The organism is Mesoplasma sp. JKS002658, from assembly GCF_023566355.1.
Taxonomy (GTDB): Bacteria; Bacillota_I; Bacilli_A; order Mycoplasmatales; family Mycoplasmataceae; genus Edwardiiplasma; species Edwardiiplasma whartonense.
The window spans coordinates 221,553-237,750 of sequence record NZ_JAKNSW010000001.1 but is presented as its reverse complement, the minus strand read 5'-3'; the positions used below and the strand labels follow the sequence as shown (position 1 = coordinate 237,750).

Annotated in this window: 8 protein-coding genes and 3 rRNA genes; all 11 read right to left on the bottom strand. The window is 36.8% G+C overall.

The window, feature by feature from the left end; genetic code table 4:
* Positions 1 to 16 precede the first annotated feature (16 nt).
* Positions 17 to 940, bottom strand: a complete 924-nt coding sequence (gene rsmH, locus LD125_RS01125; protein ID WP_250137474.1) for a 16S rRNA (cytosine(1402)-N(4))-methyltransferase RsmH — start codon at positions 938 to 940, stop codon at positions 17 to 19.
* 1 nt (position 941) lies between these two features.
* Positions 942 to 1,376 carry a division/cell wall cluster transcriptional repressor MraZ gene (mraZ, locus tag LD125_RS01120; RefSeq protein ID WP_250136685.1) on the bottom strand — a complete coding sequence of 145 codons (435 nt, stop codon included), beginning with the start codon at positions 1,374 to 1,376 and terminating at the stop codon, positions 942 to 944.
* 152 nt (positions 1,377 to 1,528) lie between these two features.
* Positions 1,529 to 1,708, bottom strand: coding sequence for a 50S ribosomal protein L32 (rpmF, locus tag LD125_RS01115; RefSeq protein ID WP_250136684.1), 180 nt, complete (start codon positions 1,706 to 1,708; stop codon positions 1,529 to 1,531).
* 14 nt (positions 1,709 to 1,722) lie between these two features.
* Positions 1,723 to 2,247: a YceD family protein gene (locus LD125_RS01110; protein ID WP_250137475.1), complete on the bottom strand. Its 525-nt coding sequence runs from the start codon at positions 2,245 to 2,247 to the stop codon at positions 1,723 to 1,725.
* A 1-nt stretch (position 2,248) separates the two neighbouring features.
* A complete protein-coding gene (gene pheT, locus LD125_RS01105) occupies positions 2,249 to 4,633 on the bottom strand; it encodes a phenylalanine--tRNA ligase subunit beta (protein WP_250136944.1) in 2,385 nt (794 codons plus the stop codon).
* A gap of 15 nt (positions 4,634 to 4,648) precedes the next feature.
* Entirely contained in the window at positions 4,649 to 5,695 is a 1,047-nt protein-coding gene (gene pheS / locus LD125_RS01100; protein ID WP_250136681.1) for a phenylalanine--tRNA ligase subunit alpha, read from the bottom strand.
* 149 nt (positions 5,696 to 5,844) lie between these two features.
* Positions 5,845 to 6,462 carry a hypothetical protein gene (locus LD125_RS01095; protein ID WP_250137476.1) on the bottom strand — a complete coding sequence of 206 codons (618 nt, stop codon included), beginning with the start codon at positions 6,460 to 6,462 and terminating at the stop codon, positions 5,845 to 5,847.
* 10 nt (positions 6,463 to 6,472) lie between these two features.
* Positions 6,473 to 10,900 carry an ABC transporter permease gene (locus LD125_RS01090; RefSeq protein ID WP_250137477.1) on the bottom strand — a complete coding sequence of 1,476 codons (4,428 nt, stop codon included), beginning with the start codon at positions 10,898 to 10,900 and terminating at the stop codon, positions 6,473 to 6,475.
* A gap of 139 nt (positions 10,901 to 11,039) precedes the next feature.
* Positions 11,040 to 11,148: ribosomal RNA gene (rrf, locus tag LD125_RS01085) — 5S ribosomal RNA — on the bottom strand.
* Positions 11,149 to 11,225: 77 nt separating this feature from the next.
* Positions 11,226 to 14,146: ribosomal RNA gene (locus tag LD125_RS01080) — 23S ribosomal RNA — on the bottom strand.
* 238 nt (positions 14,147 to 14,384) lie between these two features.
* A 16S ribosomal RNA gene (locus tag LD125_RS01075) occupies positions 14,385 to 15,910 on the bottom strand.
* Together the 16S, 23S and 5S rRNA genes form the textbook arrangement of a ribosomal RNA operon.
* Positions 15,911 to 16,198: the final 288 nt, after the last annotated feature.

Genomic DNA, 16,198 nt, shown 5'->3' with positions numbered 1-16,198 from the left:
TCCTCTCTATTTTTACTTATTTTTTCTCAACCACTCAAAGTTTAGCACTATGAGCACGGGGATTAAGAGTCAGTTCTTTTTTTGAAGGTTTAATTGGACTTGGAGTTATCAATTTAAACTTTGTTTGATCATCCACTTCTAAGGGAAGACTTTTTAAAACCTGGTGGTATGGACTAATTGTAACTTCTTTAATGAGCTTTTTAACAATAGCTTCTTCTTGAGATTGGAAGGTAATTAGACATATTCTTCCTTGGGGTTTAACTAAATCAAAAGCCTGACGCAAACTCTTTTCTAAACCATTCATTTCGTCATTGACATAAACTCTTAAGGCTTGGAAAGTTTTTTTAGCAGGATGTTTTTTTTGTTTCAACACCTTTTGAGGTAGAGCCTTTTTAACCACTCCAACCAATTGCAAGGTCGAAGTTAAGGGTCTGGTTTTGACAATTTCACTAGCGATTTGCCCAGCAAATTGTTCATCTCCATACTTAGTTAAAATTTCACTTAATTGAGTTTGAGAATAAGTATTCACAACTTCTTGAGCGGTCAAACTCTGCTCTTGATCCATTCTCATATCTAAAGGTCCATCGTTTCGGTATGAGAATCCTCGCTCATTTTGGTCAAATTGGGGAGAAGATACTCCCAAATCATACAAGATACCATCTACATTAGTGATATTTTTGGTGGCTAATAATAACTTCAACTGGTCGAAATTACCTTTAATAATTTTAAAATTCGAACCAATTTTACTTAAAGTTTGACCGCTTTGCTTAATTGCTTGTTCATCACGATCAAGAGCAATCAGTAATCCCTTTGCAGATAACTGCTGTAGAATTGCTGAAGCATGACCCCCACGACCAAGTGTACAATCAACATAAATACCATCAGGTTTAACCTCTAACATCGCAACGCTCTCATTTAATAAGACTGAAATGTGTTCCATTTTAATAGTCCTTGCCTAATTCTGCTGCTGCAGTTTCAAAGTTAGCATCAGTATTCTTTTCATATTGGTCGTATTTTTCACGATCCCAAATCTCTCAATGGTCAACCACTCCGATGACATAGACATCTTTGTTCAAGCCAGCAATTTTAATTTGTTCTGCAGAAATTCTAATACGACCCGCTTTATCAATTTCCATCAATTCCGAGTTGGCAAAGATTTGTCGACTAAGCATTCGTGAACGTGGATCGGTATTCTTATAATTAAGAATGTTTTGGGTATATTTACTAAATTCTTCAGGAGTTCTCACTTCTAGACAACCTTCAAAACCTTTGGAAATATACACACTTTCGCCCATTTTGTTTCTAATCTTTGATGGAATCGTTAGCCGCGACTTATCATCAATTGTATGAGCATATTTACCTATGAGTAGTTCCATGACAATTCGCCCCACTTCCTCCCACTCTCAAACATTATAAATAAAAAAGAGAACTTTTTCATTAATCAATTACCAAAAAAAACTGAATTTTTTTCAAAAAAAAGAGGATGAATTCATCCATTTTTCACTCCTCTTTTTTTAAATATCTGTTCTTAATCTTGTACAGTAATTGCTTCTTTGCCTTTGTAGAAACCACATTCTCTACAAACACGGTGCGGTTTAATCATTGCTCCGCAGTTGTTGCAAGAAATGATTGCTTGACTTTGTAAAGCCAAGTGACTGCGGCGTTTGTTTTTAGCAGCTTTACTTGTTTTTCTGAATGGTACAGCCATAATTACACCTCCCCTTATTTCTTCTCGTCTCTTTTAGAATCGTTTGAGCTATTAAATTCTTTTAATTTCTCTCATCGCGGATCTGGTTGCTTCGAACGGTCATTCTCATATTCTTCTTCAGACATCAAACTCCAACCAGAACCAGTCTTTGAAATTATACCATGGTTGTGAGTTAAATTAATAGGAATTGAAGCATTAATTTGCTCAATTGCCAAAGTGCTAAAGTCAACTTCCTCATCAACAATTAAGTTAACATTTTCTTTAGTTTGAGGATCAAAACTATATTCATCATCTCATTCTAAGCGGTCAGTATGAGTAATCACTGCCCCATCCCGAGCATCAATTGCTTCTATTTGATAATCAATGATTGCATTCACGATGATGGCATCAGTGCCTTGATCATAAAACACGTCTCCTTCATATTTAACTCCTAGATATCTAGAAATTAAAGGAGAGTGAATTTCATATTGTGCTAAATCAGTCAACTGCTCATGCAGATGAATTTTCTCTTTTGCTTGACGAATTGTTTTTTTTCTCATTTTAACGAACCTTTAAACCTACCTGTTCAACATTACTTAGTACTTGGTTTCAAGCTTGATTCAATTCTTGTTCATTTAATTGGTGAAGAGAATTATTAAAAGTGATTTGGAAAGTTCAAGCCATTAACTCTTGAGTTTTTAATTGGTCATCAACATAAACATCAACTAATCGGCAATCAACTACATCAAGCACACCTGCTAAGATAATGTTAGTAATTTCACTATAACTGATTTTAGCAGATACTTCTAAACTAAGATCTCTTTTTGTTGCTTGAAATTTTGATCAAGGTTGAATAGTAGTTTGTAAATCAGCACCTTTAAATAAACTATCTAAATCTAGCTCTGCTAAAAAGGTTGGGGGGAGTTTTAGCTTAGCTTCGGTTTGGGGATTGAGACGAAAAATAAAACCAAGTACCTTGTTATTAAACTTAATCTTTGCATTTTGATAAGGATGCATTCCTTCAAAAACCTTATCCCCCTCTAAAGGTTCATAACTAATTTTAGTTGGCTCTAACTGGTATAAACTAAAAATATTTTCAATTAATCCTTTTAAATCATAAAAATCAGTTAACCGTTTTTCACGAAAATCCCGATTAAATTCACCACTAAATAAAATTCCTAAATGAGCAACTCGCTCTGAACCTTTATAATAAAGGTCAGCAACTTCAAACAACTTTAAATTTCTATTACCTCGAAGCGCATTATTCTCAGCAACCTCTAATAAACTTTGAATCAAGTTTACCCGATAAACTTCATGTAATTTTGATAACGGCGAAGGTAGTTTTAATGGTTTTGCCAAATTAAACAAGTTTCACGCTTTATTAACACCACTTTCAATCAATGAATAAGTTTTGATATTAGTTAAACCTTGACCAACTAAATTTGTAATCATTTTAGTTTGTAAATCTAAAGCAAAATCTTTTCTTTGAGCTTGTGCTAAAAGGTTTAGTGGTTCAGAAGGCACTTGGTCATAACCCTTAAATCGGGCAACCTCTTGAGCCAAATCCTTAGCATTGTGTAGATCGATACGATTGGGATCAACAACAAAAGTTAAATTATCACCACGGATGGTAATCTCAAAATCAATAAACTTAAATAAAGCTCTAATTTCATTGACATCAAAACTAGTTCCTAATAAATGGTTAATGGTCGTCAAACTGGTCTCAAACTTATTATTTACTGGTAATGGGCCTACCAAGTATTCAACTTTTTGGACCTCTTTGATTGCAGCATAATCATCAAAAATATCTTTTAACGCCTCAGTAGCATCTTCAAATTTATTAGCATATAAAGGTTTGATATAACGTTGCAAAGCGATTGTGCTTTGGTTCAAGTTCTTCTGTTGTCCTCGCATCAAAACAGGATTAAAGTTAAAGTACAAGACCAACATACGCTTAGTTTTCTCATCAACTAAAAAGTTTTTCTCCACTCCCATTCCCAAAACTTCAACCACTCGAGCACCATTTTTTAAGACAATCAATTCTTGATCATTCATCTTGGTAGTTGTTAAATTCAACTCAGCATTCTTTAATTTATCATAATCAATCAGGATTGCTGGTTGACCAATTTCTAAAGTCATCTTGTTAGCTAAATCATAAAGATAGTTAGTTTGACGACTAACTTTGTTAAACTTTAACCACAAATCATCATCAACATCCAATCACCCCTCATCGTTATTAATCTCAAATAAACTGAACCCAGCAGTTTGAACTTGACTAGTTAAAGCAGGATTGATCTTCAAACTAAAGTCAACCTTCTTTTTTTGATTCTTAACTTTATTAGTCAAACGATAATAATTAATTGGTCGTTGAAAGTAATTTCCTAGTTCTTTTAATAACTGCACTGCTGAAAGGGCATCACTACGATTTAAGGTCAAATCCACTTCCCAACTAAAATCATTAAAACCAATTTTTTCAATCCCTTCACCAATTAAAACACTTAAATCATTATAAGAATGAATTACATAAATACTTTCATTCTCTTGCGAAGTTAAATCAGTGGCAGGAATTCCAATTTCATTTAACGCACAAATCATTCCTTGAGATGAATAACCATGAATTTCTTTTGTACTCATAATCAATCCGTTAGCAAGACTTGCTTTAATTGGAGCTACAATCACAAAGGTCTTTGCTTCAACATTACTAGCCCCACAAACAATTTGAACAACTTTATCAGAACCAATTTTTACTTGGTTGACAGTTAAATGCGTTCCTTCGATGGGTTGAGAGTCTTCGATATAACCAATCACTAAACCTTGATTCAAGTGTTGATAATCAACAGTTTTATCAACTTCAAATCCTAAAGAATTCAAAGCAGTGGTAATTTGATCATTACTAATTTGATCCAAATTCATAAACTTTGCTAATCAGTTTCTTGTTAAAATCATTTTTTCTATTCCCTTCTAATTTCCATAAAACTTAAATTGGTTTAAAAACTGGAGGTTGTTTTCATAAAAGTCGCGGATATTGGTAATACCAAATTTGAGCATCGCAATTCGTTCAACCCCAATCCCAAACGCCAAACCACTTAATCCTTGGGGATCTAATCCGTTAGCTTGAAAAACCTCGTCGTGGATTAAACCTGCTCCTAAAACTTCGATTCAACCACTTTGTTTACACAACTCACACCCTTGACCATGACATTTAAAACAAGCGATATCAGCCTCAACACTTGGTTGAGTGAAAGGAAAGTAACTAGGACGAAAGCGAACCTTGACATCAACATTAAATAAACGTTGGCATAAATAGGTTAAAATTCACTTTAAATTTGCAAAACTGATATCTTTGCCAACAACAAACCCATCAATTTGCATAAATTGGTGAGAATGAGTAGCATCATCATCATCACGGCGATAAACGTTTCCATAAGAAATTGCAGCAAGATAATCCCCACCTTGTTCACTTAGTTGGGTTAATAAGTGAGCAGTCATATTAGTTGAATGGGTTCTTAACACTGTTTGTTCGTCCAAATAAAACGTATCTTGCATTTCGCGAGCTGGATGACCCTCAGGTAAATTTAACTTTTGGAAATTAAACAAGTCAGTATCAACTTCACTGCCATTAACCATTTGAAAACCTAATCCTTCAAAGATTGTAGCGATTTCATTAATGACAAGATTTAAAGGGTGTCAAGAACCAAAAGGATGGTTCTTCCCTGGTAGGGTAACATTAAGTTTTTCTCGAGCTAACTGCGCATTAAGTTTTTCTTGGTTAAATTTAGTTGCTAATTCATTTATCTTTTCTGTCATCAAGCTTCTAGTTTCATTCACAAGTTGACCAATTGTTCTTTTTTGGTTTTCATCCAAATTTCGCATTTCTTTGACCACTTGGTTTAACTCTGCGTTTTTGCCCAAATAGGTGATTCGCACTTCATCTAATTGCGCACTATTTTCAACTTTCACTATTGCTTGGTGAAAATCTTTAATTAACCTTTCAATCTTACTTTCCATAAATCCTCCCCAAAATAAAGTGTCATATTACTATATTCTACTATCTATCAGCATAAACTAAAAGAAAATCACTTTTAGTATTGTTGTTTAAAACTACAAAATAAAAACAAAAGCAAGTCAAACCACCTGAAATCTTTTGTTTTTTTAAATTAAGCTCCAAGATGTGCTTTAGTTTTTAAATTTTTAACACTTCTGGTTGTTTCGATGATTTTTTGATCATAGGCTTGTAAAAGCAGGAAATAAACTGCATCATCATTTTGATAATGGCTAATTTGACGAAGATAATAACGGATCCTTTTCATCATGTTGAGTTCAAAAAAACTCATTAGATACTCATCGTATTTTTGTGGATCATAAACCTGATTTCCTTCTTTTAAATTAAACTGCATAATTTCACCAACCACACCAGGAATCATTCCTTTATTCAAATAATCTTTAACTTGTTTATAAAAATTATTAAGAAAATCCTCATAAAGATTCTTGATCATCACAGGGTTGTCAAGTTCACTCAAATAACGAATCAAAGCTTGATTAATTTTTTGATAAAAACTACGCAGTTCATCAATTTTTACTTCAATCAAGTTTACTTCTTCATAATTTAATTGAAAATCTAAACTTAAAGCAAGCTGAGACAGAAAACTAGTCTTAGAAATAATCTTTTCAAAACCTTCAAAGAACCACTTTACTTGATATTTTCCCACTACTATTTGTTGAACCTTGGTGGTCTTATTGCTTTGAAACTCCAAAGATAGTTGTTTAAAATCCATTGTTCTTCTCCTATCCAAATGATGTAACTTGTGTTAGTGCAGTTCGGTTTACCTTTCAATCAGAAATCGCTCAACCCACAAAGAGAATAAAACCAATCACTAAGAAGGTAATCACTGGAGCTTTTCAAGAAAAAGTCATAAAGATATAGATACTTCAATGACTAGCAGCAATCTCTAAAACTCCTCATCAAATTAATAAAGAGAGTAAATAAGCAATCACAAAAGAAATTAAGGCCCCAATGATATAACTACCCATTACAATTCAGTTAACTTCTCGTTTTTTATAACCAAGCGAACGGAGGGTTAAAATTACTTGCGCTTGTTCTTCAACCACAATGTTCATAACTACTACTAAGATGATTAACAATAAAACTGCTTCAAGAATGATAAACAAGGCTAAAATATTATTTACCCTGCTAGCTGCATCATTAACCCCTACCCGCACAATATTATAAGGAGTAATTCCTGATTGATTAGAAATTGAAGCGATGTTAGGATTGGTAATCATTTTTAAGTTTGAATCAATTTTCATTCCCTCAATAAAACTGAAATCAAACATTCCGTTAAAAATTGAACCAAAAACTGAAGAACCTGGAGCAATTGATAAAGCTAAGTTATTTCCAACAAACTTTAAAGAATTAACCGAACTAGATAAATCACCAAGACTAATTTTTCCAGTTAATAATGGTGATTGAGAGGTTAAATTACTAAAAATCGGTAAACCTTGATCAATTAAATCATTAACATCAGCGGCAAAAAACTTTTCTCGAAATTGGTGATAATCAACATCTAAGGGTCATCCACCATTAGTGAAACGGAAGGTGATTGCTTTATTAATTCCTACAACCCTAACCTTGATAGTTTCTCGTTGATTAGTATCGGTCTGGGCATTAAAAACATCACCAATCGCCCAGTTATTTTCTCTTGCTAATCCATAAGGAATGATTGCATTAATACTATCATCAGTTGAAGGTTCAGCAATCTTGGCAAATTGTTCTTGACTAACACCATTCAAACTATAAACTTGGTGATAATCTCCATACTTGGTGGATTGACTATCAATTAGTCGTAAATAAGAAGAACCTTCTCCTTTCTTTTTATCTAAGTTTAATAAGGGTAACTCGTACTCAAGAAAATCAGTCTTTTGATTATAAAATAGTTCATTAATTGTCAAAGTTGGCGAGTGGTTAATATCACTAGGATTATCCTTTAGCATCATTGAAGACATCACCAAAGAGATAGTTTCTTTACTTAATTTATTTAAAGAAAGACCTCCACTATTAGCATCGCTATCATCACTATCAGAATTGATTAAGGTGTTGATATTAATTAACGGGTTGTTGTTAATCCCTCAGTACTTAATTAGATTAGGACTAAACTCCTGCACCAAATTGTCATTTTGAGCTCAAGTAATCGCCTTATCAATATCACTACGAGAATACTTACCTTCATCATTTGCACTTGCCTTCGTAGTTAAATAATTGTTCACCCGGTTATCAACATAGTTTTCAAATAATTCTAAGACAATAATTTTAGTAATATTGCTAATAAACAAATTATTCTTTAAACCATTACTAGTATCTAACATTCCAAATAAAGTGTTTGGGAAGTTAGCAATTAAAGCATCTCTAGCATCATCATCTCCACTTAAAGCACCTGCTAGATCTAAACGACTATCAGGATTAGTGGCAACAAAAGCATTTAAATCATTCACATTGAAGTGTTGATTATTCTTAACTCCTTCAACTTGAATAGAAGTTAAAGCATTAATTTGAAAACCTAAAATTCAATTTAAATAATAATCAGCATAAATTATTTTTGGTGAAAATAAGGTTTGCAGACGTGTGTCATCATTCACTGGTTGATCACTATACTTATCATAATAAGCATCAACTGGCATGACCATCTTCAAGGCAAGACTTCGGTCTTGACCTTGATCAAACTGGTTAGCAATTGAGTCAACCAAATAACTAGCACGAAAACGAGAATCAGATGTCTTTTCATTATCATTCAAGACATCTCCAATACTTTGATTATCATCTGGATTATAAGCAAAATATTGAAAATCACGAGCTTGATAACCACTCAAATCTTTAAAGTTATACTTATTAGTTTGATAGGCGATATTTAACTCTTGGGCATTAGTTCAATAAAAATTGTGGTCAACTGTTTTTTGAACTGAAGAAAATCCTTGATTAACTGTTGAATACATGATCGATTGTGCCCCAAACATTAACGCAAATGTTAACGAAGCAAAAGCAAACAAAATCTGCACCACTAAAAATTTTCCAAAACTTGTTCGCACAAACGAGCGTTGTAACCTATAACTAAACCCCTTACCAGTTTTAGCTAAGTAGTGCACCAATGGAGATGGGTGAATTTTAATTTTACTAATTTTAAATCCGTTTGATAATAACGAAAGGGTTGGTTCTTTTAGATAAATTAAGGTTAATAAATAAGAAACTCCCAAAAACAGTGCAGGAACAACAATAAAGATTAGTGCCATGAAGAACGGATTAAGATAAACATGGTGAAAAGAAAAAGTTAAGTTGCTTGTATAGTTTTTTGCTGAATATAGTTGCAAAGGAATTGAAGCTAAATATCCGCATAAAACTCCCAAAGAAATACTGATTCAAGTTTTAATAGCAAAAATTCAAGAGAGTTCAGCAATTTTATACCCAAAAGATTTAAAAATTCCAATCTGTTTTCTAGTTTCGTTAAGTTCTTTTCGAATACTAAAGTTAATAAAAATAAAAGCCAGGACTAGGACCACCATTCCCAAGATAAAGTAAATCACTACTTGAATCTTAAGATTATTTAATGAACGTTGTGTTGTCGAAGCAGTAGCATCTCCCAAACTACTTTCTTTTCAATCATAAATTCCATTATTAGCTGCCGCATTTTTACTAAATGCTTGCTCTACACTAGCATTAATGGTTAATTTCTTGACACGATGTACACTTGCAAAATTTGCTGTATTTGTATTAGCATAATTTCAACGAGCATTTCTAAGAATATTAAAAGCAGTGTCATCAACATAACCAATTGCATAGTTCTTAATATCTTCTAAAAAGGGAATGTACTTACTTCCTGGGGTTAAATCATCATACTTTTCTCCAGTTCCCACAATCTTAAACTTGAGTTCACGAGTCAAAATTGCATCAACAGAAGTTGAATCCAATACCTGGTTAGCCTCTGATCCACCAGGAAGATTGATAATATCACCAACCTTTAACTTATTCATTTTCATATAAGAACTAGATAAAACAATTTCAGGAGTTACTTGGTTATTCATCCATTCTCTAAGCGTAATTGTGTTTGGATAGCGACCTTTCTCAATTTGTAACTGGTTTAAAGCAGTTGGTTTACCCACGTTTTTTAATTCTAAAGCAAAGGTTGGAAAGAGTGATTCAGTTGAGGTTTGACTTAAATAGTAGTTGTTTTCGACATCATATTGGAAATTATAGATTTTTCCAACACCATCGGGGTTAACATCACTATTAGCGATGTTATGAAAAACTTGATAATTAATAAAAGTTTGAAAATTATAACTATAAGTTGGATCTGCTAGAATTTCATACATTCCAGGCGAAAACATTTGAAAGGCTAACAAAGGAGCTTCTTTATTAGCAATATTATTATCAAAAGAATGTAATTTTTCATCAACTAATTTCAACAACACCGAAGAAAAGGCGTCATTTGTATCACCTAATCCGTCTAAGCTATTATTAATATTAGTTAAATCAGTAGTGGTAATTGGTGCTCCCAGAGTTTTGAAATATCCAAATAATTTTGAAGCAGCCCGAACTTTACCATCTTTTAATCCCTGGTTTTGAGTTACCTTTAAATCAGTAGTTAACATTTCTAATAAGTTATTTTTTATTAGGTTGATATTAGCAGTAACCGGATTTTTGTCATTATCAGTTAAAGGTAGTCCTGTGGTGGTGTCTACCAAGGCCCCTATCTGAAATGATTCCATTCCAATTACAATTTCATCAGCAACTGATGATTGTTTTTCTTGATCACTAACTTGTGAAGATGATTCCAAAGTAGCCAAGTGTAGGTCAAGTGCTTTTTTATAAGCATCTGAAAGGATGGTAATTTGTCCCTTTTGATTTGCAGGAATCGCTAAAATTTGTTTAGCGATTCCTGAAGCAGGACTACTAACTTTATAATCTTGGTTTTGATAAACATAATCATAAATGAAACTAGCATTATAAAGTTTGTTTTTCGTGTTGGTTGGAGAATTCTGATTAATATAAGTGTCAAATTTGTTGTTATTTTGTTCTGATCGAGATAATTTGTTACTGATTTGCAAAGGCGAGGTCAACATTCCAATAACAATTGCACACATCATTAAAATAAAGAGAATTGTCCCTAAAGTTTGGATCCAGTTATTAATGAAGGTTTTTAAATAACTTTTAAAAATAATCCGCACAAATTAACTTCCTTTCCCTTTATATTCGACAACAAAAACTACTTCTATTATAAAGATATTTAGCATTCTTGCCTACTATCAGTGGGTTTTAAAACAAAAAAACAAGCCCATTTATTCAATAGACTTGTTTTTTTTGTTGACCTGGCAACGCGCTAGTTTCGCACAAATGCACTATTTTCACCGTAATAGAGCTTAACTTCTGTGTTCGGCATGGGAACAGGTGTAACCTCTATGCTCTAGTCACCAGATTAGTGGGATTATTCTTTGAAAACTAAATACTTGAATGAGAAATCACTTGTAAATTGTTTGTTGTCCATTATATTTGCGTCTAATTTCTCTCGATCGATTAGTAATGGTTAGCTTAATGCCTCACGACACTTACACACCCATCCTATCAACCATGTGGTCTACATGGGATCTTAACTCACCCGAAAGTGAGGGGGAAAATTCATCTTGAAGGGGGCTTCTCGCTTAGATGCCTTCAGCGATTATCCTATCCACATTTAGCTACCCAGCTATGCCGTTGGCACGACAACTGGAGCACCAGGGATGTGTCCAACTCGGTCCTCTCGTACTAGAGTCAGCTCTTCGCAATTTTCCAACGCCCACAACAGATAGGGACCAAACTGTCTCACGACGTTCTGAACCCAGCTCGCGTACCGCTTTAATGGGCGAACAGCCCAACCCTTGGAACCGACTTCAGCTCCAGGATGCGATGAGCCGACATCGAGGTGCCAAACCTCCCCGTCGATGTGAACTCTTGGGGGAGATCAGCCTGTTATCCCCGGGGTAACTTTTATCCGTTGAGCGACGGCCCTTCCACTCGGGACCGCCGGATCACTAAGTCCTGCTTTCGCATCTGTTCGACTTGTAAGTCTCGCAGTTAAGCATCCTTCTACCTTTGCGCTCTATGCATGATTTCCAACCATGCTGAGGATACCTTTGAGCGCCTCCGTTACATTTTAGGAGGCGACCGCCCCAGTCAAACTACCCACCAGACACTGTCCTTGGCCCCGATCAGGGGTCGAAGTTAGAAATTCAATGTGCCAAGGGTCGTATTCCAAGGTTGACTCCCCACCCCCTAGCGGTTGTGGTTCAAAGTCTCCGACCTATCCTCTACATAGCACACCAAATTTCAATATCAAGTTATAGTAAAGCTCCACGGGGTCTTTCCGTCTAGTTGCGGGTAACCAGCATCTTCACTGGTACTAAAATTTCACCGAGTCTGTAGTTGAGACAGCGAAGGGATCATTACGCCTTTCGTGCGGGTCAGAATTTACCTGACAAGGAATTTCGCTACCTTAGGACCGTTATAGTTACGGCCGCCGTTCACCAGGGCTTCAATTCAAAGCTTCGCTTACGCTAACCTCTCCTTTTAACCTTCTAGCACTGGGCAGGCGTCACCCCCTATACTTCGTCTTACGACTTAGCAGAGAGCTGTGTTTTTGTTAAACAGTTGCCCCTCCCTCTTCACTGCGGCTTGGTTTTCACACCAAGCACCCCTTCTTGCGAACTTACGGGGTGATTTTGCAGAGTTCCTTAACTACAGTTTTCTCGCTTGCCTTAGGATTTTCTCCTTAACCACGTGTGTTCGTTCTCGGTACAGGTAATTAGTTATTAAGTTAGAAGCTTTTCTTGGAAGCTTAGGGTCATGTACTTCACTACTAAGCGAACTGTTCGTTCCCCATCACACTTCAGTGTTGAATACGTTGTGGATTTACCAACCAACGCCACCTTTGTGCTTAGCCCAGGACAACCAACGCCTGGGATACACTACCTTTCTCCGTCACTCCATCACTAACTAATCAGTACAGGAATATCAACCTGTTGTCCATCGAATACGCCTCTCGGCCTCTCCTTAGGTCCTGACTAACCCTGGGTGGACGAACCTTGCCCAGGAATCCTTGGTTAAACAGCATGAGAGATTCTCACTCTCAAACGTTACTCATGCCGGCATAATCACTTCTAAGCGCTCCACCAGTCCTCACGGTCTGACTTCATCGCCCTTAGAACGCTCCCCTACCACTGTATAAAATACAATCCGCAGTTTCGGTGGAATACTTAAGCCCCGGTACATTTTCGGCGCAAAATCACTCGACTAGTGAGCTGTTACGCACTCTTTAAATGGTGGCTGCTTCTGAGCCAACATCCTAGCTGTCTGTGCAATTTCACATCCTTACACACTTAGTATTCACTTAGGGACCTTAACTGGCGATCTGGGCTGTTTCCCTCACGAGCATGGACCTTATCACCCATGTTCTGACTGCCGTGGACGAGATAGTGGCATTCGGAGTTTAATTTTAGTCAGTACCGCTAGGTGCGGCCATTCTAAATTCAGTGCTCTACCTCCACTATTCTAACCACGACGCTATCCTTAAAGATATATCGGGGAGAACTAGCTATCTCCGAGTTCGATTGGAATTTCACCGCTAGCCACAACTCATCCACGGTCTTTTCAACGAACGTTGGTTCGGTCCTCCATTGGGTTTTACCCCAACTTCAACCTGGTCATGGCTAGATCACTCGGTTTCGTGTCTACAACTACATACTAAACGCCCTATTAAGGCTCGCTTTCACTACGGCTCCACACTAAAAGTGCTTAACCTTGCATGCAACTGTAACTCGCCGGCTCTTTCTACAAAAAGCACGAGGTCACGCCTTAACGCGCTTCCTCTTCTTGTAAGCATATGGTTTCAGGAACTATTTCACTCCCCTCTCGGGGTACTTTTCACCTTTCCCTCACGGTACTGGTTCACTATCGGTAAAATGGGAGTATTTAGGCTTACCAAGTGGTCTTGGTAGATTCCGACAAAATTTCACGTGCTTCGTCGTACTCAGGAACATTTCTTGAGGTTCAATGATTTCGTATACGGGAGTATCACCCTCTGTGCTGTGGTTTCCCAACCACTTCTACTATCATTAAACTTGATTACTCGTTATGAAAGTCCTACAACCCCGGTTCGAAAACCGGTTTGGCCTCTTCCCTGTTCGCTCGCCGCTACTAAGAGAATCATTATTTATTTTCTTTTCCTCTAGGTACTAAGATGTTTCAGTTCCCTAGGTTCCCGACTTTGTAGCTATGTATTCACTACAAGTCAACAAGAGGTAAATCTTGCTGGGTTTCCCCATTCGGATATCACCAGATCAAAGCTCACTTCCAGCTCCCTGATGCTTTTCGCAGGTAGTCACGTCCTTCTTCGGCTCCATTTTCCAAGGCATTCACCATATGCCCTTACTTTTATTAGAAGAAATCTAATGGCAATTTACAAATTTTAGTTATTTTTTTCTGATCTCAATATCATCGATTAATAACTTAATTTTAGAAAATTGTTTTGTTTTAATTTTTATTTTTTCTCATCAAATATTTAGTTGTCAAAGAACAATCTGTTTTTCAGAAGTTAAATTAATAACCCCTGAAAACTAAATAGAACCAAATAGTCAAGATTGGTGGAATCCAATCCATTCTTATCAATAAACTCCATAGAAAGGAGGTGATCCATCCGCACGTTCCCGTACGGATACCTTGTTACGACTTCACCCCAATCGCTAGTCCTACCTTGGAAGGCACCCTCCTAAAAGGTTAGGTAACCTGCTTCTGGTATTACCAACTCTCGTGGTGTGACGGGCGGTGTGTACAAGACCCGAGAACGTATTCACCGCGGCATCGCTGATCCGCGATTACTAGTGATTCCGGCTTCATGAAGGCGAGTTGCAGCCTTCAATCCGAACTGAGACTGACTTTATGAGATTAGCTCCTCCTTGCGGGATTGCGACTCTTTGTATCAGCCATTGTAGCACGTGTGTAGCCCAGGACATAAGGGGCATGATGATTTGACGTCATCCCCACCTTCCTCTAGCTTACACTAGCAGTCTCATTAGAGTCCTCAACTGAATGTTAGTAACTAATGACAAGGGTTGCGTTCGTTGCGGGACTTAACCCAACACCTCACGGCACGAACTGACGACAACCATGCACCACCTGTCTCAATGTTAGCCTCCGGTATATCTCTATACCATTGCACTGGATGTCAAGCCCTGGTAAGGTTCTTCGTGTTGCTTCGAATTAAACCACATGCTCCACCACTTGTGCGGGTCCCCGTCAATTCCTTTGAGTTTCACACTTGCGTGCATACTACTCAGGCGGAGTATTTAATGCGTTAGCTGCAGCACCGAACTTAAGTCCGACACTTAATACTCAACGTTTACGGCGTGGACTACTAGGGTATCTAATCCTATTTGCTCCCCACGCTTTCGTGCCTCAGCGTCAATAATGACCCAGTAAACCGCTTTCGCCACAGGTGTTCTTCCATATATCTACGCATTTCACCGCTACACATGGAATTCCGTTTACCTCTGTCACATTCTAGTCGTATAGTTTTTAAGGCGAACCAGAGTTGAGCTCTGGACTTTAACCTTAAACTTACACAACCGCCTACGCACCCTGTACGCCCAATAAATCCGGATAACGCTTGCCCCCTATGTATTACCGCGGCTGCTGGCACATAGTTAGCCGGGGCTTTCTGGTAAGGTACCGTCATCACCAAGACATTTCCTTCCTGGCTTATTCTTCCCTTACAACAGAGCTTTACAATCCGAAGACCTTCATCACTCACGCGGCATTGCTTCATCAGACTTTCGTCCATTGTGAAAAATTCCCTACTGCTGCCTCCCGTAGGAGTCTGGGCCGTATCTCAGTCCCAATGTGGCCGATCAACCTCTCAGTTCGGCTACGTATCATCGTCTAGGTGGGCCTTTACCCCGCCTACTAACTAATACGCCGCATCCTCATCTTTTAGCGATCCAAACGGATCTTTCCTCTTCTTCTGATGTCATAATGAAGATCTTATGCGGTATTATCCTTCGTTTCCAAAGGTTATCCCCCACTAAAAGGTAGATTAGATACGTGTTACTCACCCGTTCGCCACTGGAGTGCAAGCACTCCCGTTCGACTTGCATGTATTAGGCATGCCGCCAGCGTTTATCCTGAGCCAGGATCAAACTCTCATTTTAAATATAAATTCCTTTTTGATGCTGACTATTCTTTTATCTCAATTAAATTGTACGAGTTATTTTACAATAACTTTTTTTAACAAGTAATTGGTTGTTCTATTTAGTTTTCAAAGATCATTTTTCGTTAAAAAACAAAGAAAGATTGTGAAGTTTTAATTCATTTTCATAACTCGTTTTTCCCTAACGACAAATAAGATATTAACTTATTCAAAAATCAAAAGCAACTAAAAAAAACTTTTTTTTAAAATATTTTTTGTTTTTCCTAAAACCCCAGAAATTAAGGAGTTT